We start from the raw sequence: 24,148 nt of genomic DNA, 5'->3' as shown, positions 1-24,148 counted from the left end.
CAGCGCCGGGCCGTCGCCGAGCCGCCGCGGGCGCAGCCCCGGCGGGACGAGCACGCGCGGCTGCGGGAGCTGCGTCCCGACCAGCCGCTCGTCGCCGTGCCCCGTCCGGACCACGACGCCCTCGGCGTGGACGGCGCGCGGCCGGAACCGCATCTCGGTCAGGTAGCGGCGGCTCCACGGGACGAGCAGCAGGGCGCGCACGGCGGTGTCGCGCAGGCGCCCCCGCATCGGGTCCACGGTCATCACCACCCGCCCGAGCCGCTCGGAGAACGCGACGGTCGCCTCGGCGTGCGGGCGCCGCTCGGGCTCGTAGGTGTCGAGCAGCCGTTCATGCGCGCGGCCGTGCCACACCTCGGCCAGCTTCCAGGCCAGGTTGGCGGTGTCGCGGACGCCGGAGTTGAGGCCCTGCCCGGCGAACGGCGGCATCATGTGCGCGGCGTCGCCGAGCAGGAAGCGGCGGCCGTCGCGCCACCGGTCGGCGACCACGGCGTTGAAGGTGTAGTTCGTCGCGCGCTCGACCTGCTCGGGGGTGATCGTCCGGTAGGGGGAGACGAGCCGCTCGATGGTCGCGAAGTCCGGCCGGGTGCCGCCCTCGCCCTCCCCGGGCCGGAGCCGGAACTCGTACCGGCAGCGGCCGTCCCGCCCCGGCACGATCACCGTCGGCCGGTCCGGGCGGCCGAGGTGCATGCCGTACCGCTCGTCGTGGGGATCGCCGGTGGTGTCGGCGACCAGCCAGACGTCCCGGTGGCTGGTCCCGGTCATCCCGATGCCCGCCAGCTCCCGGACCGTGCTGCGGCCGCCGTCGCAGCCGAGCACCCAGCTCGCCGCCATCTCGGTGCGGGTGCCGCAGGCCTCCTCCAGGGCGGCGGTCGCGCCGCCGGGACCGTCCTCGATCCCGATCAGCCGGGTGCCGAACCGGACGTCGACGCCGTCGCGGTCCTTGAGGTTCTGCAGCAGCACGCGCTCCAGTTCCGGCTGCGCGAACTGGTTTTTGAACGGATGGCCCAGGCGGTACGGTTCGGGCCCGCGCGCCTGGAACAGCGGACGGCCCTTCCGGTCGTGGTACCGGGTGCCCGTTCCGGGCACGACGATCTCCAGCACGGCCTCGTCCAGCCCGGCGGCCTGGAGCGTGCGCAGCGACTCGTCGTCCAGGCTGATCGCCTTGGCCTCGTCGCTGGTGGACGCGTTCCGCTCGGCCAGGACGACCGGCACGCCGCGCGCCGCCAGCAGGTTCGCGGTGGTCAGCCCGACCGGGCCCGCGCCGACGATGAGCACGGGCGGTCGCGTGGACGCGGTCACGGGCGGCCGTCTTTGCGCGCGAGGTAGGCGAATCCCGCGTCGAGCTGGCTCTCCGCCCAGCACTCGCCGCGCTTCGCCGCCGCCTCCGCGTCGTCCGACCACACCTTGACCGGGCCCGCGGCCATCACCGTCAGCTGCGTCCGGCAGGCCCCGTCGAGCAGGACGGCGTGCATCACGGCCGCCTGGACGCTCGTCCCGGCGGCGACCAGGCCGTGCTTGGGCATCAGCGCGGCGGGCGCGTCGCCCAGCGCACCGGCCAGGGCGCGCCCGAGGTCCGGAGTGCTGACGAGCCCGCCGGTCAGGGTGAAGCGCGGCACGTCCGCGCCGCCGAACAGCGCCCCCTCATGGGAGACCGGCAGCAGCGGCGTGTCCAGCGCGGCGAACGCGACGGCCCCCCGCGCGTGCGAGTGGACCGTGCAGTGCAGCTCCGGCCGGAGCCGGAGGATCTCCAGGTGGATGTGGCATTCCTTGTGCGGCGCGCCGTCGCCCTCGACGACCTCGGCGTCCCACGACACGAGCTGGATCCGGTCGCCGTCGATCTCCTCGAAGCCCCAGCCCGGCGCCTTGATCCAGATGCCGCGCCCGTCCGGGTCGCGGACCGCCGCGTGACCCCACACCATGTCCGACTGCCCCGCCGCCGCCAGGGCCCGGTTCGCGGTGACCGCCAGCTCCCGCGCCGCCGTCATCGCAGCGCCTCGATCTCGGCCGCGGGCAGCCGCTCGGCCGTCCTCGTCGCCTCCGTGACCTGCGGGACCGCGCGCGCCGACGCGACCGTCAGGTGGACGCTCGGCTCGCGGTGGATCGAGGTGAACGCGATCCCCACCGGCACCTTGACGAAGTCGCCCGGCTCGAGCGCGACCGTGCCGCGCTGCGTGACGAGGGTCCGGTGCCCGCTGATCTGGTACTGGATCTCCTCGGCGTTGCGGATCCGGCGGTACACGCGGCCGTCGGACGCCGCCGCGACCGTCCGCCCGATCAGGACGTGGGACGACCGGTAGAGCCAGGTCGTCCCCGGCGCGTCGTCCGGGCGCAGCACCTGGACCCGCTCGGTCTCGCCCTTGGCCTGCTCCAGCAGGGCCCGCTCGTCGGCCGGGGCCAGCACGACGTCGTGGCCGGGACCGGCGAGGCACTCGGTGATCATCTCGTTGACCTCGCCCGGCTCCCAGCCGTCGAACGGCGGGATCACCACCTCCGACGTCCGCTGCGCCGGCACCGCCTCGACGACCGGAGCCGGGACGTAGAACAGGACGTGGATGTCCTCGCGCCCGTAGTTGTCGTGCGCCACGCCGACCGGGATGCGGGAGAAGTCGCCCGGCACCAGGTCGACGGTGCCGAACTCGGTCATCAGCGACCGCACGCCCGCGACCTGGAACGACATCTCGTCCACGTCGCAGTTGCGGTGGTAGAACGGCTGCCGGCCGTTCATCGTCTGCCACTCCAGGCGCATGAAGTCGCTCTCGTAGACGCCGCGCGGCGGCGCGAACGCCCGCTGGACGTACTCGGCGTCGAAGTGGACGACCTCGATCGGCGGGTGGTCGCGCCCCATGCGGGGCGCGCCGGGCCGCGCGTGCGGATCGCCCAGCAGCTGCTCCTCGCGCCGCTCGAACACGCGCGGCGGCGCGTCGAACGGGAACGTCTCGAAGCTCTCCCTGACGGTGCCCATGGCTTTCCCTTCTCAGGCCTCGGCGAGTCTCAGGCCTCGGCGAGGACGGTGTTGCGCAGCGTGCCGATGCCGCCGATCGTCACCTCGACGACGTCGCCGCCGGCGAGGAACACCTGCGGATCGCGGCGGTACCCGACGCCGCCGGGCGTCCCGGTGAGGATGACGTCCCCCGGCTCCAGCCGCGTGAACTGCGACGTCACCTCGACCAGGCGCGGCACGTCGAAGATCAGCCGCTCGGTGTTCGAGGACTGCATCTCCCGCCCGTTCAGCCGCAGCGAGATGTCGAGCTTGCCGGGGTCGAGCTCGTCGGCGGTGACCAGCACGGGGCCGAGGGGCGTGGAGGCGTCCCACGCCTTGCCCTGCATCCACTGATGCGTCTTGTACTGGAAGTCCCGCATGGTGACGTCGTTGGCGATCGTGTACCCGAGGACGTGCTCGAACGCCCGGTCGCGCGGGATGCGGCGGCCGCCCTTGCCGATCACCACGGCGAGCTCCGCCTCGTAGTCGACCTGGGACGACTCGGGCGGCAGCGTGATCGGCGCGCCGTGCCCGATCAGGCTGGACGCGAACTTGGGGAACAGCACCGGATAGTCCGGCAGGTCGCGGCCGGTCTCCTCGACGTGCGCGCGGTAGTTGAGGCCGACGCAGAAGACCTTCTCCGGCCGGACGACCGGGAGCAGCGTCAACCCGTCCAGCTCCACGCCCGTCTCCGCCGCGGGCGTGTTCTCCAGATCGCGCGTCGCGCGGTCGATCCGGTCGACGCCGGGCAGCCGGTGGACCCGCGTCCCGTCGAGCCGGCCGATCGCGCCGGCCCCGTCCTCGTCCTGGTAGGCGACGAACCGCATCCCACATCCTGTCCTGTTTATCAAAGCAGTGATCCTGCTTTTCGATACAAGCTAGAGCTAGAACGATCGAGGGTCAATGAGCTAGCGTGCTCAACATTCAGGAGAAGCATCCTGTAAAACAGGACAAGGAGCCGTCCATGGCCATCGCCGAACTAGGACACACCGGACTCTGGGTCGACGACCTCCCGCTGATGCGCGACTTCTACGAGCGCGTCCTCGGCCTGACCGTCACCGACCACGACGACGACATCGGCATCGTCTTCCTCAGCTCCCGGCCCGGCGTCGAGCACCACGAGTTCGTGCTCCAGACCGGCCGCACCGCCCCGCCCGGCGCCAAGCAGCAGCACCAGATCTCCTGGCGCGTCGAGACCCTCGACGACATCCGCGCGTTCCACCGCAGGTTCGCCGAGGAGGGCGTCGAGGTGCAGCAGGAGGTCACCCACGGCAACGCGTTCGGGATCTACTTCTTCGACCCCGAGGGCAACCGCAACGAGGTCTACCTGCGCGTCGACCGGGACGTCCCCCAGCCCTTCCGCAAGACCATCGACTTCGGCCTGCCCCCCGAGGAGATCTACGCCGAGGCCGAACGCCTCCTCGACGACGGCGGACCCGCCTACCGCCCCGTCCAGTAGACGTGCCGGCGGCGCGGCACCGCACAGTGCCGCGCCGGTCCGCCGTGCCTGTTCGCCGTGCCTGTTCGCCGTGCCTAGGAGTCGAGGATCGCCAGCCGCTCGCTGATCCGCGCGGCGGCCTCCTCCACCGCCCTGGTCACCTGCGGCACCCGCTCGTCCGGGACCCGGTACGACAGCGCGGCCACGCTCACCGCGGCGACGACGGCACCGCCGGCATCGCGGATCGGGGCCGCCACGCCCAGCACGTCGGCGTCGAGCTCGCCGCGCGACACGGCCGTCCCCGCCTCCCGGATGCGTTCCAGCCGCCCCCGCAGCGCGGCCGCGTCCGTCAGCGTCGCGTCGGTGAACCGGGGCAGCCCGCTCCGCTCGACGACCTCGTCGATCTCCTTGTCCGGCGCCCACGCCAGCAGCACCAGCGCGGACGCGCCCGCGTTGACGGGCAGCACGTGCCCGCGCTCGTACGACAGCCGGACGGGGTGGTCGGCCTCCTCCCGTTCGAGGCAGACCACCGTCGCGCCCGTCCGGCGCGTCAGCAGCACGGCCTCGCCGACCCGCTCGGCGAGGTCCCGCATCACCGGCCGCGCGACCTCCGACAGCCCGATCCCCTTGCGCGCCAGCCGCGCCAGCTCGAACACCCGGGGCCCGAGCCGGTACCCCGCCGGCCGCTGCTCCTCGATGAACCCCGAGGACGCGAGGCTCTGCAGGTACCGGTACGCGGTCGACCGCGCGACGCCGAGGTGGTCGGCGACCTCCTGGCCGCCGACCACGAGCCGCGAGTCGTCGAACAGCAGCAAGATGTCCAGCGCGCGGTCGGCGGTGGAGTTCCGCTCCCGGTACCCGCTGACCTTTTCCGATCGCTGTCCTGCCATGCAGGAGAACATACATGAATGACAGGCGCCCACGGCCGGCAACGCTCGGGCCCGGGGCGCCCGCCTCCCGAGCGGACGAAGCCCGGGGTCAGGCCTCGTCCGGGTGGTGTGCTTCCGCGGGTTCGGCCGGGGCGGGGCAGCTGTGGTACGCCTCGATCAGCCATCGGCCGTCGTTCTTGGAGAGCGTCCACGTCGCCAGCTCCCACCGCTCGGCCGGGGGCTCGGTCTCGCCCGGCGGCACCGTGACGCTCCTGGTGACCGCGACCGCCACGTCCTCCCCGAGGAACCGGACGCTCTGCACCGTGTGGATGCGCTCCGAGCCCTTCAGCGAGTCGGCGAACGCCGCCCCCATCGCGGCCCGGACCTCGGCCCGGTCCCGCAGGTGGACGCCGGGCAGGATCACGGTCGCGCCTTCCGCGTACCACCGGGTGAAGGCGCTCGCGTCGCCGTCCGCCCACGCATTCGACGTCGCCTCGAACACGGCGGCCACGGCGCGCTCCTCGCCCTCGACGCTCGGCTCGCCGCCGGCCGTCACCGCGTGCGTACGAACAGTCTTCATGAACCACTCCAGATGCCGGGGCCGATTTCCTACCGATACCGACCCGGGCATCCGGCAGAACGAACCGGTGACGCGGCCGCGTTCTCCTAGGCATTCCGACGAGTGGCCGGCGCGGGGCGGTCAGTCGAGGGTGTCCAGGAAGGTGCCGACGGCGGCGGCGAAGCCGTCCGGCTCGGTGGTGTGGGCGAAGTGGTCGCCGTCGAGTTCGGCGAGGCGGGTGCCGGGGCGGCGGGCGACGATCTCCCGGCCCTCCTCGGGCGCGATGACCTGGCTGCTGCGGGCCAGGACGAACAGGGCCGGGCAGGACGTGGCGGTCCAGTCGGCCCAGTGGTCGCCATGGGTCGCCGCCTCGGAGGCGATGGTGTCCTGCGGGTGGAACGGCAGGCGCCAGCCGCCGTCGGCCGGGTGCCTGTCTCGATGAACAGGACTCTGTCCGTGGCCGCTGACCGTCCGCGCACGGCCCGCTGACCACCGGCCCCGCGCCGTCGTCAGGGCTGTCGGCCGAGCGTGCTGGGGCTGGTGCGGGGGAGCGGGCGATCGGTCAGGAAGGCGGTGACGGACGTGCGGTAGAGCTCCGGTTGTTCGGCTTCGATGACGTGCCCGGCGCCGGGGATCTGCAGGAGCGCGGCTCCGGGAATGGTGTCGCGGTATTCGCGGGCGATCTCGGGGCGCTTGTAGTCGCACTGGCCGCGTAGCACCAGCGCGGGGGCGTGGACGGTGCGCAGGGCGGGCCTGGGGTCGGGCACCTTGAGGGCGTCGTCGGAGATCAGCTGGTTGGAGTAGAAGCCCGCGCGCGAGGACGCCTCGTGGAGGGCGCGTTCGGGGTGGCAGGTCGCGGCCGATCCGACCGTGGAGAGCAGCTCGTCGAAGAGCGGGTCGATCTCCTTGTCGGGGACGAGCGCGTGCGCGGCGCGGGGGTCGACGTCCATGAGCACGGACCAGGCGATCAGGCGGGGGCTGGCCTCGAGGTCGTCCATGCGCTTGCGCTGCCGGGGCGTGAGGCGGTCCCAGATATCGCCCTCTCCGGACTTCTTCCATTCGGGTGCCCACAGGGCGCCGGGGGAGGTGAAGACGGCCTTGGCGACGTTGTCCGGGTGCTCGGCCATGTACGACGCGGCCAAGGTCGCTCCCCACGAGCTGCCGACGAGGATGAGCTTCGGCGCTCGGATCCGCGTGCGGATCGCCTCCAGGTCGGCGACCTGGCGGGCGACCGTGTAGCCGGTGGGGTCGGAGAGCCGCTCGGAGCGTCCGGAGCCGAGCTGGTCGTAGGTGTAGACGTCGAAGCCGCGCGCGGCGAGGTCGCGGTCGAGGTCGTCCGGCCCGGCGCCGGGGGTTCCGGGGCCGCCGTGCAGGCGCACCACCGGAGCGGCGCCGCGGTGCCCCCGGCCTGGCGTCAGCGTGTAGGCGATGCGCGAGCCGGTGGACAGCGTCCAGTAGCGGGTCGCCTGGGGAGGCAGCGGCACCGGACGGACCTCGAGCGGCCGGAAGACGGTGAGGGCGGAGGCGAGCGACACCGCGCCGACCAGCAGTCCGGTGACCAGCAGGGTCGCCGCCCGCCGGCGGCGGAAGGCCAGGCGTGCGCCGAGACCGGCCGGCACGGCGCACCCGAGCGCCGTGGCACCGAGCGCGGCGGCCATCGCCACCGGGATGGACGCGGCGGCGGAGACGGCGAGCAGGAACGCGACGATCGCGACCGGAGCGGCGAGCAGGACGGCGACGGCGGTGAGCGTCCAGCCGGCGATGCGGCGGCGCAAGGAGAACGCGGATGTTGTCGGCATGGCGGCGACAGTAGGAACGGCGCGGTGTCCGGGGCGTCCCCCGGACGGAACGCTGTTCGTACCCCGCCGGGGGTACGCACGCCCCTTCTCTCGGACGATTCCCCGGATACGTGGCATTCCCTACGCTCGTGCTCGTGGACTTCGATGCGGGACGGCCGGACCGGCCGGCCGACCGCCGGTGGCGCTGGATCGCCCTCGACGTGCTGGTCGCCTACGTGTCCGCGGTCATCCCCGTCGGGCCGTCCGACGTCACCGCGTCGCTCTGGCACGGTCCGGTGGTGATGCGCGTCGCCGCGGTCGTCTGGTTCGCGGCGATCGCGGGACGCCGGTTCGCGCCCGCCACCGCCCTGGCGGCCTCGGCGTGCGCCACGGTCGCGGTGGCGGCGGCGGGCGAGCCGCTCACCAACCTGTCGGCGGCGTCCGCGCTGAGCCTGACGATGGTCGCGCAGACCCGCCCGCGCCCCCGGGCCCTGCCGCTCGTCGCCGTCCCGGTGGCGGCGGCGCTGGTCGCGCTGGCGGGCGAGAGCGTCCAGGCACTGGTGCTGGGCGCGATCCTGCACGCCGGCGCCTGGCTGGCGGGCGACGCCGCCCGGTCGCGCTTCGAGGCGGCGCGGGCGCTGCGCGAGCACGAGGCCGAACGGGCCCGGGCCGACCGGCGGCAGGCGCTGTCGGACGAGCGGGCCCGGCTGGCCCGCGAGCTGCACGACGCCGTCGGGCACGCGGTCACCGTCATGGTCACCCACGCCGGCGCCGCCCGCCTCGTGCTCGGCGGCGGGCACGCCGAGATCCGCGCCTCCCTGGAGCAGATCGAGGACGTGGGCCGTTCCGCGATGCACGACCTCGACCGGATCCTCGGCCTGCTGGAGACCGATCCGGCCGCCCCCGACCTCGACGCCTCGGTGCGCCGCCTCGTCGCCACGCTGCCCGCGCACCTGCGGGCCGAGACCGCGGTCGCCGCCGACCTGGGCGAGGTCAGCGGCCCGGCGGCGCAGGCCGTCCACCGCGTCGTGCAGGAGTCGCTGACCAACGTCGTCCGGCACGCGTCCGCCACCTCGGTGCGCGTCCGGCTGCTGCGGGACCGGGAGGACATCGTGGTCGAGGTGACCGACGACGGGAGCGCACCGGCGCCGCCGCGTCCCGGACGCGGGCTGACCGGGATGCGCGACCGCGTCCAGCGGCTCGGCGGCACCTGCCGGGCGGGCCCGGGCGCGTCCGGCGGCTGGCGGGTGGACGCCCGGATCCCGGCGGGCGCCCCGTGATCCGCGTCCTGCTCGCCGACGACGAGCAGCTCATGCGCGGCGGCCTGCGGATGATGCTGGGCACCCAGCCGGACATGACCGTCGCCGGCGAGGCGTCCGACGGCGCCGAGGCCGTCCGGCTCGCCGCGAGCCTGCGGCCCGACGTCGTCCTGATGGACGTCCGCATGCCCATCAAGGACGGCGTCGCGGCGACCGCCGAGATCACCGCCTCGGGCCTGCCCACCCGGGTCCTCGTCCTGACCACCTTCGAGCTGGACGAGTACGTCTTCGCCGCCGTGCGCGCCGGGGCCAGCGGGTTCCTGCTCAAGCGCAGCCCGCCGGAGACCCTCATCGACGGGGTCCGGACGGTCGCCGCCGGGGAGGGGCTGCTCGGCCCCTCGGTGACCCGGCGGCTGCTGGGCGAGTTCGCGCGGGTGTCGCCCCCGCCGCCCGGCGACGACGTCCGGCGGCGCCTCGACCGGCTCACCGCGCGCGAGCACGAGGTGCTGCTCCACCTGGCCCGCGGGCTGTCCAATGCCGAGATCGCCCTGCGGGTCCACGCCGCCGAGGCGACCGTCAAGACCCACGTCAAGCGCATTCTCGCGAAGCTCGGCCTGCGTGACCGGATCCAGGCCGTCGTCTTCGCCTACGATCACGGGCTCGTCCGCCCGGCGGGCGACACGCGGACCGACCCCGGGTGACGTGCTAGGCGAGGCCGGCGGCCAGCACGCCGACGAGACCGATGAGGACGATCTCCAGGCCGAGCAGCCTCGCGAGATAGCGGGGCGTGAAGCGGTACCGGTAGCAGTGCTCGGCGAGGGCCTTCATCTGCTCCACCGGGTTGAGGCGCGGAGCGCCGTGCCGGGACGGCGTCCCGCGGAATCCGGCTTGGCCGTGTGCCGGTGACTCGGTGACGGGACGCACGAGCACCCGGGTCACCGCTCGTACGGGCACCACCATCTGGTCCCAGTGCAGGGCGTCGAGCGGTAACGACTTGTCCTGTCCGTGGAGTTGGAAAATGGGGCCGTACAAGGTGACGAAGCGGGCTTGATGGGCGCGTCCTCGGGCCTCATCGCCCAGAAGCCCCCGGTAGGTCTCGCCGTTGTCGAGGGTGATCTCCAGTTCGACGTCCCGCTCGGCGTAGTAGGCGCACCGGTCGAACGCGGACGGCGCGCCGGACGCTGGGCCGGGAGGCGGGCCCGCGCCGTCCTCCAGCCGGGCCAGGGTCGCGGCCGCCAGGCAGGAGATCGTCAGTGACAGCACGATGAAGCAGGCCACCGTCCACAGGACGAGGGCGGGGGAGTGCAGGGCCTCGGCGGCATCGCCGAGGACGACCTGGCGCAGGCTCAGCATCGACACCGGCGTGAGCGTGCCGAGGACCCCGAGCAGCGCCAGCGTCGAGGCGGTGACGAGCGTCCCGGCGATCACCACCCGGCCCGGCTGCGGGAGGGCCGCCGGCCGGCGGACACGGAGGCGGTCGCGCATCAGGTCGTAGTGCAGCCCGGGGAACACCGCGAGGACCAGGACCGCGGCGTCGGCGACCAGGGACCCGCTCATGCGCGCCGTGCCGCGCGTCCGGTCCGCGCACCGCCGCCCCACGCTCCGGTCCGGACCTGCCATCCGCGGCTGTCGATCATCGCCACCCCAGCGCGTATCAGGGCTGTGAACTGCCGTTCCGGGTTCCCGCGCGTCAGATCATTGCATTTGGTCCATGGAACTTCAACAGCAGAACAATTGACACCAAGTCCAATCCACCCCGATCACGAGACCGTTCCCGGGCCTATATGCCAACTGAACTCCGTAATGGCGACGAGGGCGGCCGGCCGGGGCGGCGGCGCCGCGGGCAGGTCGCGGCGCGCGGCGTCCGCCCCGACGGCCCAGCGGACCAGCGGCGGGCGGCGGCCCGGGTCAGCGGACGGCGGTGCCGGCTATTTGGGTTCGGACTGGGACGAAGGTGGAACGGAACCGGAATTCGGTGATGTCGACCGAGGTGAAGCCGGCCGCGCGGATGGCGGCCGCGGTGTCCCGGTCGGTGCGGCAGCCTTCGAAGGCCCACCGCCACGGCCGGCGGACCAGCCGTTGGGCGCGCCGGACGGTGCCGGGCGGCGCGGCGACGTGCTCGATGAACGCGAACCGGCCGCCGGGCCGCAGGATCCGGTGGATCTCGTGGAGCACCTGCGCCGGATCGTGGACGGTGCAGAGCACCCAGGTGCACACCACGGCGTCCACGCTGGCGTCCTCCAGGTCGATCGCCTCGCCCGGCACCGGGTGGACGGTCAGGTCGACGCCGCGGGCGGCGGCCGTGCGCTCCAGCCGCCGGTGGAAGTACGGGTTGGGTTCGATCGCGTGCACGGTCGTCCCCGGCGCCAGGTAGCGCAGGTTCGGGCCGTTGCCGGCGCCGATCTCGGCGACGACGCCGCCGGTCCCGGCGAAGATCCTGCGCTTGTGGCCGGCGAGCCGGTGCTCGATGTAACCGGCCATGAGCGCGAAGAATCCCGAGTTCAGGCGGCCGCGCACGGGGTTCGGGCTCAGTGCCGGCAACGTGGTGGCTTCGGGCATGTGGCGCTCCTCGACATCGATTCCGCCAATGGGAAGGCCGTACTGGCGGTGGTGTTTTTCGATGTTCCGATGGCGCAGGGCGCGCTGTCAGGCGGGGAATTACGCCAGGCTCTACCTGAGCCGCTACCTGTTCCGGGCCCACCAGGCGGCGATCTGGGCGCGGGACCGGACGTCGAGCCGTTGGCGGATCCGTTCGACGTGCCCTTCGGCGGAGCGTTCCTTGATGCCGAGGCGGCGGGCGATCTGGCGGTTGCTCAGCCCGTCCGCGACCAGGGCCGCGACCTGGAGTTGCCGCGGCGTGAGCACGTCGTCCGCGGAACGCTGCTCCGGCGGTCCCGCGGTCTCGCCCAGGTGGTTCAGGACGGCCCGGACGACCGGGGCCGAGTCCCCGGCCCAGGGGAAATGGCTGCGGCCGGGGAGCGTCACCAGTTGAGCGTCGGGGATCCGTGCGGCCAGATCGCGTCCGAGCCGGTACGGGATCGCCCGGTCACCGCGCCGGTGCAGGACCGCGGTGGGCGTGACGACCTTGTGGAGTTGGTCCGCCACGCACGCCTCGTAGCACTGTTCCAGCAGCTCGCAAGCGAACTCGGCGGTGGCCGTGCCGCGCTGCAGCTGGGCGAAATGCGCCTTGGTGCCGGCGGCGGCGTCGGCCATGAAGATGTCGGCCAGGACGTCCGAGCCCAGCCCCCAGTGCGCGCGCACCATCCCGAGCACGGCCGCCCGGACCTGCGGGGAGGCGACCCGGCTTCCGTCGGCGTAGCCGCCGTAGACGATCAGCCGTCCGACGCGCTCCGGATGCCGGACGGCGAAGGCCAGCGACGTCACGGCGGCCGTCGAGACGCCCAGCAGGTCGAAGCGTTCCCGCCCCAGATGGTCGGCGACCGTCCGCAGCACCCGCACGCTGGTGTCCAGCGTCTGGCCGGGCCACGGGTCGGACAGCCCGCAGCCGGGCTTGTCGTACAGCACGACCGTCCGGCGCTCCGCGAGGGGGAGCAGGAACGCGCGGACGGCCGGATCCTGCCACGACAGTTCCAGGTGGCTGATCCAGGCGGGCGGGACGATCAGCGGCGGGCCGTCGCCGACCGTGCCGTACGCGATCCGCGCCCCGCCCTCGGCGGGGCAGAAGCGGATCTCCAAACGCGGTTCGTGCCCGCCGTCCACCACCAGCCCCCACGCCGTCCTCGGAACAGGCCGGGGCGAGCCCCAGGCCAACGTCATCAACGTCGCACATCGCCATGCCCGGCCGCCAACGCCGCTCTTGGGTCCAGGGCGGCCGGACGCGGTCACCCGCGCGCGGACGGCTCAGGACGGTCTTTCAGGCCCGGCCCGAAACGGTGCCTGTACTGGGACGGGGTCAGGCCCGTCTCGCGGCGCATGAGGGTGCGCAGGTTGGCGGCGGTGCCGAGGCCGCTGCGTCGGGCGACCACGTCCACGCGCGACTCGCCGCGCTCGATCAGCCGGCAGGCCAGGGCGACCCGCTCGGCGGTGAGCCAGGCAAGCGGGGTCGTGCCGAGCTGCGCGCGGAAGCGCCGGTGGAGCGTCGCGGGGCTGACCGCCGCGCGCGCGGCGAGACCGGCGACGGTCAGCGGCGCGTCCAGCCGCTCCTGGGCCCAGGCCAGGACGGGCGCGAGGGACTCGTCGGGGATGTCGGGGAGGGGACGCTCGACGAACTGCCGCTGCCCGCCGTCCCGGTGCGCCGCGAACACCAGCCGCCGGCTGACCGCGTTGGCGATCTCGGCGCCGTGGTCCCGGCAGACGATGTGGAGCCCGAGGTCGAGCGCGGCGGCGCTCCCGGCGGCGGTGAGGACGTCGCCGTCGTCGACGAACAGCACGTCCTCCTCGAGCCGGACGGCGGGGAAGCGGGCCCGGAACGCGTCCGCCCACTGCCAGTGCGCGGTGGCCCGCCGCCCGTCCAGCACGCCGGCCTCGGCGAGCGTGAACGCGCCGCTGCAGAAGCCGACCAGCCGCGCGCCGCGCTCGTGGGCGCGGCGGACGGCGCCGAGCACGGCGGGACGGCGCGGCACCTCGACGTCGGGCCGGTTCGGGACGATCACGGTGTCGGCGGCGTCCACCGCCTCCAGGCCCGCGACGCCGGTGAGGGTGAAGAAGCCGTCCCGCATCAGGGTGCGCGGCTCGGCGGCGCAGAGGCGGAAGTCGTACAGGTCGCGGCCGATCTCGGGCCTGCGCAGCCCGAAGACCTCGGTCGCGCAGCCGAGCTCGAAGGGGTTGGAGTTCTCGTCGACGATCACCACGACGCGGTGCGGGCCGCCCCCGGAACCCGCCTGAGAGGATTCTTGCGCCATATGCGATTCCTAGCACTCGAACCCGCGGTCCTCAACCGGCGAGGATCGGCTCATGAGCAACGAACCCATCACCCTCGCCCAGGCCCTGACCACCTTCGACGCGCTGTGGAGCCCCCGCGTCGTGACGCGCGTCAACGACTACGACGTGCGCATCGCCAAGGTCGAGGGCGAGCACGTCTGGCACGTCCACGACGACACCGACGAGTTCTTCCTGGTGCTGAGCGGGGAGCTCCACATCGCCCTGCGGGAACCGGACGGGGAGCGCACGGTCCGGCTCGGGCAGGGCGCGGTCTTCACCGTCCCGCGCGGTACCGAGCACAGGCCGTCCTCGGCCGCGGGCGCGTCGATCCTGATGTTCGAGCCCACCGGGACGCCGTCGGTCGGCGACCGCCATGACGCGATCCCCGCGCACGTCGACGCGACGACGGGCCACCTTCTGGGCGAATGATCTAGGTCAAGGCACGGCCCTCGACGCCCGGGGCGGGCCGCGGCTTCGGCGGTGCGGCGGCGACGCGGGTCGTGAGCCACGCGTCGATCTCCTCGCGCACGGCGGCCAGGTCGTAGGTGCGCTGGTCGACGTTGTCGGCGCGCAGCTCGAACACCGGGATGCCGGCGCGTTCGAGGGTCTCGGTGATGAACCAGCCGCTGCGGGCGTCCTCGCCGACCAGGTGCACGACACCGTCCACCTGGTGCAGGCGCGCCTCCTTCAGGTACCACTCGGTCGACCACGGCGGCCGGTAGAGCTGGTCGGAGAAGGCGGCGAAGCGGGCGGCGAGGGCGCGCATCGGGTCGTCGCCGTAGCGGATGTAGCCGTCGGCGGCGATCGCCAGGTACATCGACCAGACGAAGACCGCGCCGTGGCGTTCCTCGAAGTGGCGGTAGAAGTCCATGTCGTACCAGAGGCCGCGGCCGATCCACATCAGCCGGAGGCGCTCGTCCGGGCAGGCGGCCTCGCCGGCGGCGACGCGGGCGGCGACCTCGTCGTGGAAGCGCTTCGCGGCGTCGCGGGCCCAGACGGTGCCGCGGTGCCACTGCGGGATCATGACGCTGGAGATGCTGTCGTCGACGCGCAGCGGGACGGGACGCGTGCGGGCGATGAGGTCGCGGGTGCGGCGGTTCCATTCCTCCTGCTCGTTGACCAGCGCCATCACCTCGCGGAACCGCGACTCGCGGAAGACCCGGCCGGTCGTGGTCTCCAGGAAGCGCACGAGCCCTTCCAGCTCGGCCGTCATCAGGTCCAGGCGGGGAGTGCCGACGGCGGACTCCCACTGCTCGGGCATCAGGTCCCACCAGTTGACCGGGACGGTGTCGGCGGCGGCGCTCTCCAGCGGGTAGTAGGCGATGCCGTCCTGCTCGTCCCAGATGTCGAACAGCTTGCGGGACGCGTCGCCGGTGGTCTCGCCGAGGACGATCGTGGGGCGGGGCAGCCCGCCCCACGGCGGGTCGGCGACCTCGGTGAACGCGGACGCCAGGGAGGTGGCGCTGTACTGCTCGGAGTAGTCGGGGTAGCCGTGCTCGCGGAGGGTCCGCAGGTACTCGCCCGTCCGCTGCTTGGCCGCGACGACGGACGCCCACCACTGGTTCACCACGTACGGGATGCCCATCGCCCGGAAGATCTCCTGCGGGGCGTCGGCGTTGACCAGGGCGAGGGGTTCGCCGCCGGCGACGGCCGCGCGGAGTCCGGCGAACCATTCCCGCTGGTAGCGGGTGGCCTCCTCGGAGGAGGTCAGGAGCTTGTTCCGCCGGGCCATCAGCCGGCCTCTCCCTTCGGACGGGCGGCGCCGAGGGCGTCCGCGATGAGGGGCAGGGCGTCGTCGCCCAGCTCGCCGTAGCGGCGGTGCTCGAGGATCACCGCGGGCACGCCGGCCGCCTCGCGCTGCGCGGGAAAGTCCCAGGCGGGCGCCTCGTCCATCGCGCGGACGTAAGAGACGAGCAGGTCGGGGCGCGAGCGTTCGGCGGTGGCGGCGGTCTGGCGGGCGCGGGCGTGGATCGACGACCGCGCGGATGTGGGTCCCCGGTACTGGTAGCGCTCGGCGAGCGCGTCGAGGGTCGGCTCGCCGACGAGGGGGTCGGCGAGCGCGTCGCCCCAGTCGTGGTCGTCGGCGACGATCACGTGGCCGGCGTCCTCGATCGCCCGGTACACCGCGGGCCCGTCGTGGGCGCTGCCGGTGAGGTAGATCCGTCGCCCGTCGTGGCGGGGGAGGCCGGCCTCGGCGCACAGCAGCCGGTCGAGGAGGCCCGCGTGGTCCCCGGCGGGGAGCGCGGCGCCGGCGCCGATCGCGATCAGCGCCTCCTCGCCGCGCAGCGCCGGGCGGTCGGCGGTGCGCAGCCGCCGCAGGGCGCGCATCATCCGCCGGACCTCGTCGTGCTGCTGGACGGCCTCGGCCAGGTCGCTCTCCCCGATGCGCCGCCCCGACCAGCGTTCCAGCAGCTCCTTGGTCTCGGCGATCCGGACGCGGTTGTAGCGGGTGGTGGTGCGGTGCGGCAGGTGCAGGAGGTCGACGAGGTGCGTGCGCGGCAGGGCGGGTTCGACGCCGAGGCGCTGCAGTTCGCGGACGGTGTAGAACAGGCGCAGCGAGCCGGCGCAGTCGTTGGAGACCAGCAGCAGGTCGAGGTCCGGCTCGCCGCGCAGGAGCCCGGCGAGGATCGAGCGGGACGACGGGTCGAGGCCGGTCCCGAGGTAGCGGTCGGCGAGGGCGCGGTCGCGGCCGGGGTCTCCCGCCAGCCGCACCGGCAGCGCGCCGGCGGCGGTGACGAGCTCGACCGGGACGTCGGCGCCCACGCAGCCGACGACCGGCGCCCCGGTCTCGCGCCACCGCCGGATCGCGGCGGCGCGGTCGTCGTAGGCGTCGCGCAGCTCCTTGAGCGCGGCGGGCACGGCGCTCACAGGACGCCCTCGTCGGCGAGCGCGGCCAGCCGCCCGGCGGAGTAGCCGAGCAGCCCGCCGAGCACCTCCTCGGTGTGCTGGCCGAGGTGGGGCGCCGGACGGTCGAGGCCGGCGCCGGAGACGGAGAACGTGATCGGGACGCCGGGGCCGAGCAGGCCGGTCGGGCCGTGGTCGGGGTGGACGAGCTCGACGACCTCGCGGCGGGCGAGGACGGACGCGTCCCGGACGGCCTCGGCGGGCTCGCGCACCTCCGCGGCCGGGACGCCGTGTCCGGCGAGCCGCTTGATCACCTCCGCCCGGGGCAGCCCGGACGCCCAGGCCCGGATCATCTCGTGCAGCTCCGCGGCGTTGCGGACCCGCTCGTCACGGGTGGCGAAGCGGTCGTCCTCCGCCAGGTCGGCACGTTCCATCGCGGCGAAGACGCCGCGGGCGAACGCGTCGGTCGGGCCGCACAGGGCGATCCAGCCGTCGGCGGCGGGGAACAGGCCGAACGGCGCGAGCCGGGGCACCATCGCACCGGTGCGGGCCGGCAGCCCCATCGTCTCGAAGGCGTCGAACGGCTCGCACGACAGCAGGGAGGTCAGCGCGCCGAGCATCGACACGTCGACGTGCTGGCCCTCGCCGGTGCGGTCGGCGTGCATGACGGCGGCGAGGGTGCCGATGACCGCGTACAGCGGGGCGAGGAGGTCGCCGACGGGCAGCCCGAACCGCACCGGCGGGTCGCCGGGTTCCCCGGCCGTCATCATCACCCCGCTGAGGGCCTGGATGATGGTGTCCATCGCCTTGCCCGTCCCGGACCCGCCGCCCTGCGCGCCGAACCCGCTGATCGAGGTGTAGACGATCCGGGGGTTGGCGTCCCGCGCGGCGGAGTAGCCGACGCCGAGCCGGTCGGCGGTGCCGGCGGCGTAGTTCTCGACCACCACGTCGGCGTGCCGGACCAGGTCGGCGAAGACCTCGCGGCCCCGCGGCTTCTTCAGGTCGAGCGTGATGCTCTTCTTGTTGCGGCCGCGGGCCAGCATCGACACCGACATGTCCGCGGCCTCGCGGCGGGCGGCGGCCGGGCCGTCCGCGCGGGCGTAGGGGGAGTTGCCGCGCGAGCTGTCCCCGCCCGCCGCCGGGTTCTCGATCTTGATGACGGTCGCGCCGAGGCCGGCGAGCAGCAGCGTCGCGTAGGGGCCGGCGAGCGCGGTCGTCAGGTCCAGGACGGTCCTGCCGTCCAGCGGTCGTGCCGTCATCGTGCGCCCCCGTTCACGCCGGTCAGTTCGATCTCGGTCTCGCCGCGCCACCGCGTCGCGGTGCCGAGCCCGGCGCGGCGTCCGATGCCGTCGATGTAGCCGGCGACGTCCTCGCCGCCCTCGTGGCGCCGGCGCGGCACGGGACGTCCGCGGTCGTCGATCCAGCAGGGCACGTACCCCGCGCCGGTGATGCCGGACGCGTCGAAGCGCAGGGTGGCGATGGCGGTGTTCCGGCTCTCCGGATGGAACGGGTAGAACGGCATGGCCGGGTCGGGCGCGAACCCGTACAGCTCGACGCGGCGGCGCGCCCACGCCTCGATCTCGGCGCTGTCGCCGCCGGTCGGGGTGAGGGCGCGGGTGACGGTGACGAAGTTGCCGAGCCCGTGGTAGATCGGGCGGCCGCGGTACACCTCGATGCCGCGCATGATGTGCGCGTGGTGCCCGACGACCGCGTCCGCGCCCGCGTCGATCGCGGCGTGCGCGACGGGGCGCTCGTACATGGCGATCGCCGCCGGGGTGTGCCCGACGCCCTTGTGGAAGGCGACGAGGACGGCGTCGGCCTCGGCACGGGCGGCCCGCACGTCGGCGGCGAGCCGGTCGAGGTCGTCGGGTTCGGCGAAGGTGTAGATGCGCGGCGGCCCGCCGGGGCTCGCGTGGTCCAGCTCGTAGTGGGTCAGGACGTGCACGTACGCGCATCCGGCCTTGGCGGACGTGGCCCACGACTCGCGCGGGCCGACGCAGTTGTAGCTGAGCACGGCCAGCCGCAGCCCGCCGCGTTCGACGACGGCCGGGCGCCGGGCCGCCTCCAGGTTCGGGCCCGCTCCGGTCGTCGCCAGCCCGTTGGCCTCCAGATGCTTGATCGTGTCGGCGATGCCGCTCGCGCCCGCGTCGTAGATGTGGTTGCCCGCGAGCGTCGCGACACCGAACCCCGCGCCGGGCAGCGCCGCCAGGGCGGCGGGGTCGGCGGGCGGGGCGGGGACGTCGGTGCTGGTCCGCTCGGTGGAGTCGGTGTGCGGGACCTCGATGTGGGCGACCGCGACGTCCGCGCTCAGCAGCGTCTCGCGCGCCGGGTCGAAGAACGAGGCGGGTTCGGGCTCGTCGAGGATGACGTCGCCGACGGCCATCACGGTGATCTCCGCGCTCATGCGCCCGCCCCGGTCGAGGCCCCGGTCGCGGCCAGGGGCTCGGCGACGCCGTTCAGTTCGTCCACGAACACGCGCACCTCCCGGACGAGCCGCTCCGGGCTCTCGGTGCCGATGAAATGGCCCTCGTCCTCGAACAGGACGGCCTTGGCGCCCGGCACGGAGCGCGCGGCGCGCAGTGCCGACTCGGGCGAGATGACCCCGTCGCGCATCGCCGCGAGGATCAGGACGGGGACGCGGATGCCGCGCAGCACCTCGGCCAGTTCGTCGTCGGTCCGCGCGTCCGGGAACGGCTTGCCCTGGTTGATGAGGGTCTCCCGGTCCGGCTGGGCGAGGTAGTGCTCGACCCGGCGGGCGATCTGCTCCTCCCGGGCCGCGCGGCGCGCCGGGTCGTCGGTGTGGCCGTACATGATCCGGAGCTGCTCGGCGATGACCTCGGGGGAGCGGCGGTTCTCGATCATCCGGCGGCGGCCGGCGGACGACGCGGTGCCGCCCGCCCGGTCGTGCGGGGTGCCGACCACCGAGATCAGCGCCTTCAGCCGCTCGGGCCGGCGGGCGGCCACGTGCCAGCCGATCCCGCCGCCGTGGGAGATCCCGGTGTAGATGAACCGGTCGGCGCCGAGGCGGTCGGCGAACGCGCAGACGTCGTCGGCCCACTGGTCCAGCCAGCCTTGCGCGGGCGGCTCGTCGGGGTGGCTGGAGCGGCCGTAGCCGCGCGCCTGGATCGTGTACACGTGGTAGCCGGTGGGCGGCGCGGCCAGGCAGGCCGGATAGGCGTCCGGATCGAACGCCATCGCGGACGACAGGACGATCTCGTCTCCGTCGCCGTACTCGTCGTAGTGGAGCGTGGCGTCGGCTATCTCCATCAAAGGCAAGGGGAGCCCTCCTTGTCGCCGCGCCGGTGGACCGGCGTCGGCTGCGGTTCGATGCGGGCGAGGAACAGCCGGATCTGCTCGATCAGCGGCTCGGGCTCCTCGTCCAGAAGCGTGGTGTGGCCGTGGTCCTGGAACAGGACGAGGCGGGCGCCGGGGACGGCGGCGGCCGCGCGCAGGTTGTCCTCGGGCCGGCAGAGCCGATCCTGGATTCCCCCTGCGACCAGCACGGGGATGCCGATGGTCTTCAGCGTGTCGCCGACCTCGGCATCGGTGCGGAGGTGGGGTAGGGCGATGCCGGCTCGGGGCAGGGCGTCCGGGTCGAGCGCGTCGAGGCTCCTCAGGTAGGACTCGCGGGCCTCGGCGCGTCGCCGCAGCCGCACCGGGTCGGACGTGGGCGGCCGCATCGACGCGAAGACCTCCTCCGCGAGCCGCCGGTCGCGGACGGCGGCCTTCCGCTGTTCCCAGCCGGACGCCGCCGCGGACCCGCCGTCGCGGCCGTGCGGAGCGCCGACGACCGAGACCAGCGCCCGCAGTCCCGGCGGGCGATCGAGCGCCAGGTGCCAGCCGACGACCGCGCCGTGCGACGCCCCGGCATAGACGTAGTCCGTCTCGCCGAGGGCGCCGGCGACGCGTGCGACGTCCAGGGCCCATCGCGGGTACCAGCGGTCGCCCAGGTCGTCGCGCGGACGCAGCGTGCCGCCGGTCCCGCGCAGCTCCAGGGACAGCACGTTCCATCCCGGGGTCTCGGCCAGCATCCGCAGCCACGGCGGGCGGGACGGCCCGCCCGGGCCCTGGTGCGCCGCGATGACCGTCCGCGCCCCGTCGCCGAGGCGCGCCCAGCGCAGGTCCGCGCCGTCCACCGGCACCGTGCCCTCGTCCACCGGTGTCGAGCGGCGGGTCACGGCGCCAGCTCCTTCATCAGCCGGTCCCGGACGCCTTCGGCCGTGCTGCCGACCGTCGACACGATCCGCCCGAGCTTGAGGACGGCCACGCGGTCGGCGACCCGCAGGCTGAGGTCGACGTTCTGCTCCGCCATGAGCAGGGACGTCCCCCGCCGCTCCCGCTCGGCCCGCAGGACGGCGCCGACCGTGTCGACGACGCTGGGCTGCAGGCCGTCGCTGATCTCGTCGATGATCAGCAGCCGGGGTTCGCGGAGCAGCGCCAGCGCGAGCACGAGCATCTTCTGCTCCCCGCCGGACAGCGTTCCGGCGGTCTGCCAGAGGCGCTCCTTCAGCACCGGGAAGTAGGCGAGCACCTCCTCGCGGCGCTCCGCCTTGTGGCCGCGCCGCGCGTGCATCGTCGCCGCCTGGAGGTTCTCCGCGACGGTCAGGTCGGCGAACAGGTTCCCTTCCTGGGCGGCGTAGCCGACGCCGAGGCGCACGATCCGGTGCGGTGCGCGGCCGGTGACGTCGGTGCCCCCGACGCGGACCGCGCCGGCCGTCCGCCCGGCATGGCCCATGATCGCCTTGAGCAGCGTCGTCTTGCCCATCCCGTTGCGCCCGACGACCGCGAGCGCCTCGCCGGGGGCGACGTCGAACGACACGCCCTGGATGACGGTCGCGGCGCCGTACCCGGCGTCGAGGTCCCGCACGTGCAGGTCGAGGGTGCCCGTGGTGTCCCCGCTCATCGGACCGCCGTCCCGAGGTAGGCGCTGCGGACGACCTCCGAGCCGCGGACGGTCTCGGGCAGGCCGTCCTCGATGACGCGGCCGCCGTGCAGCACGACGACGCGGTCGGAGACGCGGATGACGAAGTCGAGGTCGTGCTCGATGAGCACCACCGCGATCCCGATGTCGCGCAGATGCTCCAGCACCCGGCCGATGTCGTGGCGCTCGTGGGCGGTCAGGCCGGCGGTGGGCTCGTCCAGGATGATCACGCGGGGCCGTGCCGCGACGGCCATCGCCACCTCCAGGCCCTGCCGCAGGCCGTGCGAGAGGTCGGACGACAGGGTCCCGGCCCGCCCGTCCAGCCCGGCGATCCGCACGATGTCGACCACGGCCGGCGCCACCTCGACGGTCGTGCTGCGCCGCCACAGTGAGGGGGGCGCGCCGCGCCGGTCGGCGAGCAGCAGCGCCTCGGCGACGGTGAGGCTCGCGAAGACCGACGGGATCTGGAATTTGCGCCCGACGCCCGCGCGGGCGATCTCGTGCGCCGCCGGGCGGTCGCCGAGCCGGTGGCCCGGCAGCAGGTACTCGACCTCGCCCCGCGACCGCAGCCGCCGGTTGGTGATGACGCTGGTCAGCGTGGACTTGCCGGCGCCGTTGGGGCCGACGACGCACAGCAGCTCCCCGGCGACGACGTCGAGCGTGACGCCGTCCAGCACGCGCAGGGACCCGTAGCCGAACACCAGGTCGCGGATGCGGATCACGGGCCGTCCGCCGCCGGGCTCCCCGGCGGGCCGGGCCGGCGCGGCGGCGATGGCACGGCCGCGCGGCGGGTACCGGCGCGCGAGCAGCCGCCCGGCGAGCCGGACGAGCGGGCCGATGAGCCCGCCGGGGACGAACACCACGACGGCGATCAGCAGCGCGCCCTCGATGATCGTCCACTGGGCGGGGAAGTGCTCGTTCAGCTTCGCGCCGGCGAGGCTCATCACGATCGCGCCGACCATCGGCCCGACGATGGTGGCGCGGCCGCCGACGGCGACCCACACCAGCATCGAGGTGGCGAGCGTGAAGCTGAACTGGCCGTCGTTGGCGACGCCGGTCATCATCGCGAACACCGCGCCGGCGAGCGCGGTGACGGCGGCGCCCGCGGTGAACACGCCGATCTTGACGTTGACGTCGTTGTAGCCGAGGTAGCGGGCCCGCGGCGCGTTGTCGCGGACGGCCCGCATCAGCAGCCCGAAGTCGCTGCGCACCACGACCAGCGCCACCGCGACGGTCACCGCGAGCAGCGCGGCGGTGATGTAGTACCAGCCGAGCGGCGTGACGTTCTGCAGGTTGAAGCCGAACAGCCCGTTCTCGCCGCCGCCGAGCGCCGGCGTCTGGTCGTAGACGGTGACGGCGGCGGTGGCCAGCGCGAGCGTCACCACGACGATGTAGAAGTCGTTCGAGCGGCGCGACGACAGGCACAGCCGCGCGACGATCGCGGCCAGCACGGTCGCGGCGACGACCCCGGTCAGCGTGCCGAGGGCATAGCGTCCGAACGAGCCGTGTACCTCGGTGACCAGCCCGACGTCGGACAGCACCGTGGTGGCGTGGCCGACCGACAGGGCGCCGATGCCGAACCAGAGGGCGTGCCCGAGGTCGGGGACCCCGGCGTACCCCCACACGAAGTCCAAGCTCACCGCGACGATCGCGTACAGGAACGCCTGGGCGAGAAGCTGCTGGTAGTAGGTGCCGGTGAGGTACGGCGCCACCAGCACGACCACGGCCGCCGCGGCCGTCGCGATCAGGACGGGCCTAGACATGGGCCCTCCTGAACCGCCGCAGGTCGATGCCGTCCGGCAGGACGCCGAGCACGACGACGGCCACCGCGATCACGGCGACGGTCGCGTACGCGGGCTTGGACCAGTAGGCGAACCCGACCTGCACGACCGCCAGCGCGACGCCGGAGATGACCAGGCCGTGCAGCGTCCGCCCGGACATCATCACCGCGAGGAAGGCGGGGATGAGCAGGCTGCCGGCGAAGTTCGGGTCGATCCCGGAGATCGGGCCGAGCAGGACGCCGACGAACCCGGCGAGCGCGCAGCCGAGCACGAACGTCGCCTGCCGGACCAGCAGCGTGTTGATGCCGCTGTCCTCGGCGAGGTCCGGGTCGGCCATGCACATCCGCACCCGGAGCCCGACGCGGGTGAAGCGGGTCAGCGCCCACATCGCCACCACCAGCAGGACCGCGGCCGCCACGAGCAGCACCCGGTACTTCTGCCAGGTGGTGCCGAACAGGTGGAACGAGCCGTGCAGCGGTGTCGCCATCACGCGGCTGTCGGGCCCGTACCGCAGCGTGATGAGCTGGGTCAGGATCAGCGACAGGCCCCAGGTCGCGAGCATCGTCTCCAGCATCCGCTCCCGGACGCGGCGCAGCAGCAGCGTCTCGGCCGCCGCGCCGATCAGCCCGGCGAGCACGGCGGCGGCGAGCGCCCCCGTCCAGAAGCCGAGCCGCGGCCCGATCTCCAGCCCGGTGTAGACGCCGACGGCCATGAAGCCGGTCTGCGCGAGGTTCACGATGTGCATCAGGCCCAGCACGATCGCCAGCCCCATCACCACCAGCAGCGTGGTCGCGCTCGTGTTGACCATGCTGATGAGAACGGTCATGTCGCTCCCCGC

The 24,148-nt window shown here is 73.9% G+C and carries 25 protein-coding genes; 5 read left to right on the top strand and 20 right to left on the bottom strand.

What is annotated here, in order from left to right:
• From F9B16_RS05715 to F9B16_RS05700, 4 genes are all read right to left on the bottom strand, one after another.
• Positions 1-1,299, bottom strand: a 1,299-nt coding sequence (locus F9B16_RS05715; protein ID WP_151538772.1) for an FAD-dependent monooxygenase, incomplete at its 3' end; no start/stop codon positions are given.
• A complete protein-coding gene (locus F9B16_RS05710) occupies positions 1,296-1,985 on the bottom strand; it encodes a class II aldolase/adducin family protein (protein ID WP_151538771.1) in 690 nt (229 codons plus the stop codon). The genes F9B16_RS05710 and F9B16_RS05715, both read right to left, overlap by 4 nt.
• Positions 1,982-2,962, bottom strand: a complete 981-nt coding sequence (locus tag F9B16_RS05705; protein ID WP_151538770.1) for a hypothetical protein — start codon at positions 2,960-2,962, stop codon at positions 1,982-1,984. The genes F9B16_RS05710 and F9B16_RS05705 overlap by 4 nt, the downstream gene beginning before the upstream one ends.
• Positions 2,963-2,991: 29 nt before the next feature.
• Entirely contained in the window at positions 2,992-3,807 is an 816-nt protein-coding gene (locus F9B16_RS05700; RefSeq protein ID WP_151538769.1) for a fumarylacetoacetate hydrolase family protein, read from the bottom strand.
• Between the two features lie 86 nt (positions 3,808-3,893).
• Between F9B16_RS05700 and F9B16_RS05695 the strand changes: the two genes are divergently transcribed.
• Positions 3,894-4,439 (top strand): VOC family protein, encoded by a 546-nt coding sequence (locus F9B16_RS05695; protein ID WP_225991381.1) that lies wholly within the window; start codon positions 3,894-3,896, stop codon positions 4,437-4,439.
• Between the two features lie 74 nt (positions 4,440-4,513).
• Here F9B16_RS05695 and F9B16_RS05690 read toward each other — a convergent pair whose 3' ends face one another.
• The gene (locus F9B16_RS05690; protein WP_151538768.1) at positions 4,514-5,308 is read right to left on the bottom strand and encodes an IclR family transcriptional regulator; all 795 of its coding nucleotides are present in this window, start codon (positions 5,306-5,308) and stop codon (positions 4,514-4,516) included.
• Positions 5,309-5,396: 88 nt separating this feature from the next.
• Complete coding sequence (locus F9B16_RS05685) at positions 5,397-5,867, bottom strand: SgcJ/EcaC family oxidoreductase (RefSeq protein ID WP_192808638.1); 471 nt, start codon at positions 5,865-5,867, stop codon at positions 5,397-5,399.
• Positions 5,868-6,009: 142 nt separating this feature from the next.
• Between F9B16_RS05685 and F9B16_RS05680 the strand changes: the two genes are divergently transcribed.
• Positions 6,010-6,288 carry a hypothetical protein gene (locus F9B16_RS05680; protein WP_151538766.1) on the top strand — a complete coding sequence of 93 codons (279 nt, stop codon included), beginning with the start codon at positions 6,010-6,012 and terminating at the stop codon, positions 6,286-6,288.
• Between the two features lie 67 nt (positions 6,289-6,355).
• On the opposite strand, the gene F9B16_RS05675 is transcribed toward F9B16_RS05680, so the two are convergent.
• Positions 6,356-7,645 carry an alpha/beta fold hydrolase gene (locus F9B16_RS05675; RefSeq protein WP_192808637.1) on the bottom strand — a complete coding sequence of 430 codons (1,290 nt, stop codon included), beginning with the start codon at positions 7,643-7,645 and terminating at the stop codon, positions 6,356-6,358.
• A 134-nt stretch (positions 7,646-7,779) separates the two neighbouring features.
• On the opposite strand from F9B16_RS05675, the gene F9B16_RS05670 reads away from it, so the two are divergent.
• Positions 7,780-8,904 (top strand): sensor histidine kinase, encoded by a 1,125-nt coding sequence (locus tag F9B16_RS05670; protein WP_151538764.1) that lies wholly within the window; start codon positions 7,780-7,782, stop codon positions 8,902-8,904.
• A complete protein-coding gene (locus tag F9B16_RS05665) occupies positions 8,901-9,584 on the top strand; it encodes a response regulator (RefSeq protein WP_151538763.1) in 684 nt (227 codons plus the stop codon). Before F9B16_RS05670 ends, F9B16_RS05665 begins: the two co-directional genes overlap by 4 nt.
• Positions 9,585-9,588: 4 nt before the next feature.
• Here F9B16_RS05665 and F9B16_RS05660 read toward each other — a convergent pair whose 3' ends face one another.
• The 4 genes from F9B16_RS05660 to F9B16_RS05645 form a co-directional block, all read right to left on the bottom strand.
• Positions 9,589-10,440, bottom strand: a complete 852-nt coding sequence (locus F9B16_RS05660) for a DUF6338 family protein (protein ID WP_151538762.1) — start codon at positions 10,438-10,440, stop codon at positions 9,589-9,591.
• Between the two features lie 351 nt (positions 10,441-10,791).
• Entirely contained in the window at positions 10,792-11,442 is a 651-nt protein-coding gene (locus tag F9B16_RS05655) for a class I SAM-dependent methyltransferase (protein WP_151538761.1), read from the bottom strand.
• A 123-nt stretch (positions 11,443-11,565) separates the two neighbouring features.
• Positions 11,566-12,660: an alpha/beta fold hydrolase gene (locus F9B16_RS05650; RefSeq protein WP_151538760.1), complete on the bottom strand. Its 1,095-nt coding sequence runs from the start codon at positions 12,658-12,660 to the stop codon at positions 11,566-11,568.
• A 65-nt stretch (positions 12,661-12,725) separates the two neighbouring features.
• Positions 12,726-13,745, bottom strand: coding sequence for a GlxA family transcriptional regulator (locus F9B16_RS05645; protein ID WP_151538759.1), 1,020 nt, complete (start codon positions 13,743-13,745; stop codon positions 12,726-12,728).
• 52 nt (positions 13,746-13,797) lie between these two features.
• Between F9B16_RS05645 and F9B16_RS05640 the strand changes: the two genes are divergently transcribed.
• Complete coding sequence (locus tag F9B16_RS05640; protein ID WP_151538758.1) at positions 13,798-14,193, top strand: cupin domain-containing protein; 396 nt, start codon at positions 13,798-13,800, stop codon at positions 14,191-14,193.
• Between the two features lies 1 nt (position 14,194).
• Here F9B16_RS05640 and F9B16_RS05635 read toward each other — a convergent pair whose 3' ends face one another.
• Genes F9B16_RS05635 through F9B16_RS05595 form a run of 9 tightly spaced genes read right to left on the bottom strand, consistent with a single transcriptional unit; the run spans position 14,195 to position 24,136 of the window.
• Positions 14,195-15,496 carry a 2-hydroxyacyl-CoA dehydratase family protein gene (locus F9B16_RS05635; RefSeq protein WP_151538757.1) on the bottom strand — a complete coding sequence of 434 codons (1,302 nt, stop codon included), beginning with the start codon at positions 15,494-15,496 and terminating at the stop codon, positions 14,195-14,197.
• Entirely contained in the window at positions 15,496-16,632 is a 1,137-nt protein-coding gene (locus F9B16_RS05630; RefSeq protein ID WP_225991380.1) for a 2-hydroxyacyl-CoA dehydratase family protein, read from the bottom strand. Before F9B16_RS05630 ends, F9B16_RS05635 begins: the two co-directional genes overlap by 1 nt.
• Positions 16,629-17,867: a CaiB/BaiF CoA transferase family protein gene (locus F9B16_RS05625; RefSeq protein WP_151538756.1), complete on the bottom strand. Its 1,239-nt coding sequence runs from the start codon at positions 17,865-17,867 to the stop codon at positions 16,629-16,631. Before F9B16_RS05625 ends, F9B16_RS05630 begins: the two co-directional genes overlap by 4 nt.
• A complete protein-coding gene (locus tag F9B16_RS05620; RefSeq protein ID WP_151538755.1) occupies positions 17,864-19,012 on the bottom strand; it encodes a CapA family protein in 1,149 nt (382 codons plus the stop codon). The genes F9B16_RS05625 and F9B16_RS05620 overlap by 4 nt, the downstream gene beginning before the upstream one ends.
• On the bottom strand, positions 19,009-19,875 hold the full coding sequence (locus F9B16_RS05615; protein WP_225991382.1) for an alpha/beta fold hydrolase: 867 nt from the start codon (positions 19,873-19,875) through the stop codon (positions 19,009-19,011). The genes F9B16_RS05620 and F9B16_RS05615 overlap by 4 nt, the downstream gene beginning before the upstream one ends.
• The gene (locus tag F9B16_RS05610) at positions 19,875-20,786 is read right to left on the bottom strand and encodes an alpha/beta fold hydrolase (protein WP_151538753.1); all 912 of its coding nucleotides are present in this window, start codon (positions 20,784-20,786) and stop codon (positions 19,875-19,877) included. The genes F9B16_RS05615 and F9B16_RS05610 overlap by 1 nt, the downstream gene beginning before the upstream one ends.
• Positions 20,783-21,511, bottom strand: a complete 729-nt coding sequence (locus tag F9B16_RS05605; RefSeq protein WP_151538752.1) for an ABC transporter ATP-binding protein — start codon at positions 21,509-21,511, stop codon at positions 20,783-20,785. Before F9B16_RS05605 ends, F9B16_RS05610 begins: the two co-directional genes overlap by 4 nt.
• A complete protein-coding gene (locus F9B16_RS05600; RefSeq protein ID WP_151538751.1) occupies positions 21,508-23,292 on the bottom strand; it encodes a branched-chain amino acid ABC transporter ATP-binding protein/permease in 1,785 nt (594 codons plus the stop codon). Before F9B16_RS05600 ends, F9B16_RS05605 begins: the two co-directional genes overlap by 4 nt.
• Positions 23,285-24,136 carry a branched-chain amino acid ABC transporter permease gene (locus F9B16_RS05595; protein ID WP_151538750.1) on the bottom strand — a complete coding sequence of 284 codons (852 nt, stop codon included), beginning with the start codon at positions 24,134-24,136 and terminating at the stop codon, positions 23,285-23,287. Before F9B16_RS05595 ends, F9B16_RS05600 begins: the two co-directional genes overlap by 8 nt.
• Positions 24,137-24,148: the final 12 nt, after the last annotated feature.

The organism is Actinomadura montaniterrae (assembly GCF_008923365.1).
In the GTDB taxonomy this organism is placed as follows: Bacteria; Actinomycetota; Actinomycetes; order Streptosporangiales; family Streptosporangiaceae; genus Spirillospora; species Spirillospora montaniterrae.
The sequence above is the reverse complement of the archived record's forward strand: the minus strand, read 5'-3'. Positions and strand labels throughout refer to the sequence as shown.

Bases quoted from the DNA above. Each gene is read 5' to 3' on its own strand.
- F9B16_RS05710 (WP_151538771.1), bottom strand. From the start codon at position 1,985: ATGACGGCGGCGCGGGAGCTGGCGGTCACCGCGAACCGGGCCCTGGCG.
- F9B16_RS05705 (WP_151538770.1), bottom strand. From the start codon at position 2,962: ATGGGCACCGTCAGGGAGAGCTTCGAGACGTTCCCGTTCGACGCGCCG.
- F9B16_RS05700 (WP_151538769.1), bottom strand. From the start codon at position 3,807: ATGCGGTTCGTCGCCTACCAGGACGAGGACGGGGCCGGCGCGATCGGC.
- F9B16_RS05690 (WP_151538768.1), bottom strand. From the start codon at position 5,308: ATGGCAGGACAGCGATCGGAAAAGGTCAGCGGGTACCGGGAGCGGAAC.
- F9B16_RS05685 (WP_192808638.1), bottom strand. From the start codon at position 5,867: ATGAAGACTGTTCGTACGCACGCGGTGACGGCCGGCGGCGAGCCGAGC.
- F9B16_RS05675 (WP_192808637.1), bottom strand. From the start codon at position 7,645: ATGCCGACAACATCCGCGTTCTCCTTGCGCCGCCGCATCGCCGGCTGG.
- F9B16_RS05660 (WP_151538762.1), bottom strand. From the start codon at position 10,440: ATGAGCGGGTCCCTGGTCGCCGACGCCGCGGTCCTGGTCCTCGCGGTG.
- F9B16_RS05655 (WP_151538761.1), bottom strand. From the start codon at position 11,442: ATGCCCGAAGCCACCACGTTGCCGGCACTGAGCCCGAACCCCGTGCGC.
- F9B16_RS05650 (WP_151538760.1), bottom strand. From the start codon at position 12,660: ATGACGTTGGCCTGGGGCTCGCCCCGGCCTGTTCCGAGGACGGCGTGG.
- F9B16_RS05645 (WP_151538759.1), bottom strand. From the start codon at position 13,745: ATGGCGCAAGAATCCTCTCAGGCGGGTTCCGGGGGCGGCCCGCACCGC.
- F9B16_RS05640 (WP_151538758.1), top strand. From the start codon at position 13,798: ATGAGCAACGAACCCATCACCCTCGCCCAGGCCCTGACCACCTTCGAC.
- F9B16_RS05635 (WP_151538757.1), bottom strand. From the start codon at position 15,496: ATGGCCCGGCGGAACAAGCTCCTGACCTCCTCCGAGGAGGCCACCCGC.
- F9B16_RS05625 (WP_151538756.1), bottom strand. From the start codon at position 17,867: ATGACGGCACGACCGCTGGACGGCAGGACCGTCCTGGACCTGACGACC.
- F9B16_RS05620 (WP_151538755.1), bottom strand. From the start codon at position 19,012: ATGAGCGCGGAGATCACCGTGATGGCCGTCGGCGACGTCATCCTCGAC.
- F9B16_RS05615 (WP_225991382.1), bottom strand. From the start codon at position 19,875: ATGGAGATAGCCGACGCCACGCTCCACTACGACGAGTACGGCGACGGA.
- F9B16_RS05605 (WP_151538752.1), bottom strand. From the start codon at position 21,511: ATGAGCGGGGACACCACGGGCACCCTCGACCTGCACGTGCGGGACCTC.
- F9B16_RS05600 (WP_151538751.1), bottom strand. From the start codon at position 23,292: ATGTCTAGGCCCGTCCTGATCGCGACGGCCGCGGCGGCCGTGGTCGTG.
- F9B16_RS05595 (WP_151538750.1), bottom strand. From the start codon at position 24,136: ATGACCGTTCTCATCAGCATGGTCAACACGAGCGCGACCACGCTGCTG.